A 3,940-nucleotide genomic window follows, 5' to 3' on the forward strand; every position below is an offset into this window, starting at 1 on the left:
GATGCTCGCTGAGGCGCGAGTTCAAAACCCAGGGATGACACGCATCCCCGCCGCACAGCCGCATTATACAGCAACGGCAACGTACAAGGATGAGGCTGGAGAGAGGGTGTGCCGGGCCGCCCGCCCCTCATCCGGCTGCCGCCACCTTCTCCCCGTTTTGACGGGGAGAAGGTGATATGCGGCGACCTCTCCGTCCCTCGCCCACCTCGCACAGGGCACGTCCCCTCGCCCCGTTTACGGGGAGAGGGTTAGGGTGAGGGGCAGCTTTCGAGTTCGAAGCCTAGTACCTCTTCCGACAGCAGCCCCGCACAAAAACGGGCTTGCCGTATCGGCCCTTCCAGCGTATCTCTTCTCCGTCGCGAAAAGCGACTGCTTCCCTTGATCCGCTCAGTGGCGGAGTAAACAGGTGGACGAATGGTCGTCCAGGCGGTCGAGCACACGCCCTCCATGCCTTTCGGGCATGGTGCGGCCAGCACCTCCCAGAAACCGATCGCCTGACAGAGTTCAGGCCCCATCGTGAGCCATCGGCGTCCCGATGCAATTCCGTGATTTGCAAAAATCAGGGAGGCGCTGACGGTCCTGCGGGCTTGCGTCGACCCGGAACGCACCCATGACCAGATCCCTTATCGTCATCTTTACCGCCATTGTCCTCGATGCCGTCGGCATCGGGCTGATTTTCCCGATCCTGCCGTCGCTGCTGCGCGACATTACCCATGCCGAAAACATTGCGCCCATTATCGGCACGATGACCGCGCTCTATGCGGTGATGCAGTTCATCTTCGCGCCGGTGCTCGGGGCGCTGAGCGATCGGCTCGGCCGCCGCCCCGTGCTGCTGATTTCGCTCGCCGGTGCCGCCGTCAACTATTTGTTCCTGGCCTTTGCGCCCAGTCTCACGCTGCTGTTCATCGGCCGGGCGATCGCCGGGCTGACCAGCGCCAATATTTCGGTCGCCACAGCCTATATCACCGACATTTCGCCCGAGGAGAAACGCGCCCGCCGCTTTGGGCTTTTCAATGCGATGTTCGGCCTCGGCTTCATCATCGGCCCGGTCGCCGGCGGTCTGCTTGGCGATTATTGGCTGCGGCTGCCCTTTATCGCGGCGGCCGTGCTCAATGGCGCCAAACTGCTGCTTGCCCTTCTTCATCCTGCCGGAATCGCGCCCGGGCAGCCGCGAGAAGATCGATCTGGCGGCGCTCAATCCGCTGAAACCGCTGCGTTCGGTGCTGGAGGTCAAAAGCTTGCTGCCGGTCGTCATCCTGTTCTTCATCTTCAGCGCCACCGGCGAGGCTTACGGCACCTGCTGGGCGCTGTGGGGCAGCGACGCCTTTCACTGGAACGGGCTTTCGATCGGCCTTTCCCTTGGCGCCTTCGGCATCTGCCAGACACTAGCCCAGGCCTTGCTGCCCGGACCGGCCGTCAAGCTGCTCGGCGAACGCGCGGCGATCCTCGTGGGTGTCGCCGGCGTCTCACTCGCGCTCACCGTCATGGCCTTCGCCGGCCAGGGCTGGATGATCTTCGCGATCATGCCGGTCTTCGCGCTCGGCGGCATCGGCGTGCCGGCGCTGCAATCGCTGGCGACCCGGCAGGTCGACGAGAACAGCCAGGGCCAGTTCCAGGGCGTGCTCGCCTCAGCCGTCAGCCTCGCCTCGATCGTCGCACCGCTTGCCTTCTCCAGCCTCTATTTCCTCACCCGCCAGCAATGGCCAGGCGCCATCTGGCTATCGGTCGTCGCAGTTTACGGGCTCGCGGTGCCGCTGGTTCTCGGCCTCAGGCTGAAGACGGCGGAGCGGGCGGCGATGAGTTAGCCAGGCGCCGCAAGGCCATGCCACGCTAAATGAGCGCGGCGGTACCACTGTCGAACAGGGAATGATCATCGAGGACGTTGGCGGCCAGCATCGCGCCTTCCAGGGTGGCGATGACATGGACGGCGGCGTCTCTTTCCAATCCGCCCTGCATCAGTCTTTCGATCCCGAGCAAGAAGAACCGCCGCACCTCGACGCGAACTTCCTCGGCAAGATCATGGGAGGTCGCGGCCATGGCGCCGCAGAGGCACATTCTGGCGTCGCGATGCAGCGCCTCGCGGAAGACCTGCCGCCAGGCGGCGACGATGTCGGCGCCCGCCGCCTGCCGCTGATCGACCGCTTCGAGAAAACGATCGGTGTAGCGGCGGGCGACGGCGGCGGCCAGCTTCTCCTTGGCCGGGAAATGATAGTGCACGGAGGAGGCCTTGACGCCGACATCGGCGGCGACGTCGCGGTAGCTGAAGCCGCTATAGCCCGCCCCGCGGATCCTCTCCTCGGCGGCATCCAGTATTGCCTCAGCTGTTTCGTTCATGCCCTCATCCTCTCTATCTAATGTTAGATAGGGGTTGCGTTTGCCCGAAGCAAGGATTATGTGTCCGTTGTCTATCTAACGTTAGATAGACAAACAAGCAAAACGGAGAAGAACGATGAGATTTGAAGGCAAGGTGGTCGCCATTACCGGCGGTGGATCCGGAATCGGCCGGGAAGCGGCAGCCCGCTTCGTGGCGGAAGGCGCAAAGGTCGCGATCAACGGACGCAATCGCGAAAAGCTCGAGGCGGCGGCCCGGGAGATCGATCCGAGCGGCGACAATGTCGTCATTTCGGCGGGCGATATCGCCAGGCCGGAAACCGGCGCGGCCCTCGTCGACGCCGCCCTCTCCCATTTCGGCAGGCTCGATGTGCTCGTCAACAATGCCGGCGTCTTCAATCCGAAGCCGTTTCTGGAGCTGACCGAGGGCGATTACGATTGGTATCTCGACACTATCCTCAAGGGCAAATTCTTCACCGCCCAGGCCGCCGCCAAGGCGATGAAGGAGACGGGCGGCGCGATCGTCCAGACCGGCTCGATGTGGGCGATCCAGGCGATCGGCGCTACGCCGTCTGCGGCCTATTCGGCAGCCAATGCCGGCGTCCATGCCATGGTCCGCAACCTCGCAATCGAGCTTGCGCCCTTTAATATCCGCATCAACGCCGTGGCGCCGGCCGTCGTCGAGACGCCCGTCTACAACACCTTCCTCTCCGACGATCAGGTCAAGCAAGTGCTTCCGAGCTTCAACGCCTTCCACCCGCTCGGCCGCAACGGCCAGCCGCGCGATGTCGCCGAGGCGATCCTGTTCCTCGCCTCCGAACAAGCCTCGTGGATCACAGGCACGGTCCTCCCCGTCGACGGCGGCGTCACCGCCGGCCGACAATAAGGAGGGCAAGATCGATCACTTGGAGCCGAAGATGGACGTTGCGGTCACTACCCGCTGATGCGGCGTTGAACTCGTGGCCATGGGTCCTCGGGTCAAGCCCGAGGACGACGGAGAGTGGGGAGCTTATGGGGCAAGGACCGCAAGTTTGGTGGTATTTGTTGGAATGGCCGTCTTGGCGCAACCTCAGGCAAAACCGCTCGCGCATTTGCTGAAGCCCCCGACGTCTCGCCTCCTGCCGATTGCGCCCCCACTCTCCGTCATACTCGGGCTTGACCCGAGTATCCATGCCCAGCACTCTGCGCGCATGGCGGGATATGTTTACATCGTCACCAACCAGAAAAACGGCACGCTCTATATCGGCGTGACATCCGATCTGGAGCGCCGCATCTATGAACATCGCGAAGGGCTGACGCCGGGCTTTGCCTGGAAATACGGCTGCACCCGTCTCGTCTGGTACGAGGAACATTGGGATATCGGCAGCGCGATCCAGCGGGAGAAGTCGTTGAAACGCTGGTATCGGCAATGGAAGGTCGATCTGGTGGATGCCATGAACCCTGGTGGGGATGATCTCTATCTTACCCTGTGGTGATGCGACCGCAGTGCGTGCGGCCGTGGGTCCTCGGGTCACGCCCCATAGGCGCTAACTTAGCTGCCGATGTGCGATGGCGCGTCGCCTTCGTGGTGGTTCTCGCAGTCGATGTAGCAGCTGGCCGATGGCGATCG

General features: G+C 63.1%; 3 protein-coding genes and 1 pseudogene. 3 read left to right on the forward strand and 1 reads right to left on the reverse strand.

Annotation, left to right across the window (positions count from 1 at the left end):
• Positions 1-610: 610 nt before the first annotated feature.
• Positions 611-1,805: pseudogene (locus FHX14_RS32650) on the forward strand (TCR/Tet family MFS transporter).
• A gap of 25 nt (positions 1,806-1,830) precedes the next feature.
• On the opposite strand, the gene FHX14_RS32655 reads toward FHX14_RS32650, so the two are convergent.
• Complete coding sequence (locus FHX14_RS32655) at positions 1,831-2,334, reverse strand: TetR/AcrR family transcriptional regulator (protein WP_003593668.1); 504 nt, start codon at positions 2,332-2,334, stop codon at positions 1,831-1,833.
• 115 nt (positions 2,335-2,449) lie between these two features.
• Between FHX14_RS32655 and FHX14_RS32660 the strand changes: the two genes are divergently transcribed.
• Positions 2,450-3,217 (forward strand): SDR family NAD(P)-dependent oxidoreductase, encoded by a 768-nt coding sequence (locus tag FHX14_RS32660; RefSeq protein ID WP_184381253.1) that lies wholly within the window; start codon positions 2,450-2,452, stop codon positions 3,215-3,217.
• 304 nt (positions 3,218-3,521) lie between these two features.
• Positions 3,522-3,806, forward strand: coding sequence for a GIY-YIG nuclease family protein (locus tag FHX14_RS32665; protein ID WP_184381254.1), 285 nt, complete (start codon positions 3,522-3,524; stop codon positions 3,804-3,806).
• Positions 3,807-3,940: the final 134 nt, after the last annotated feature.

The organism is Rhizobium sp. BK619 (assembly GCF_014195245.1).
Taxonomy (GTDB): domain Bacteria; phylum Pseudomonadota; class Alphaproteobacteria; order Rhizobiales; family Rhizobiaceae; genus Rhizobium; species Rhizobium acidisoli.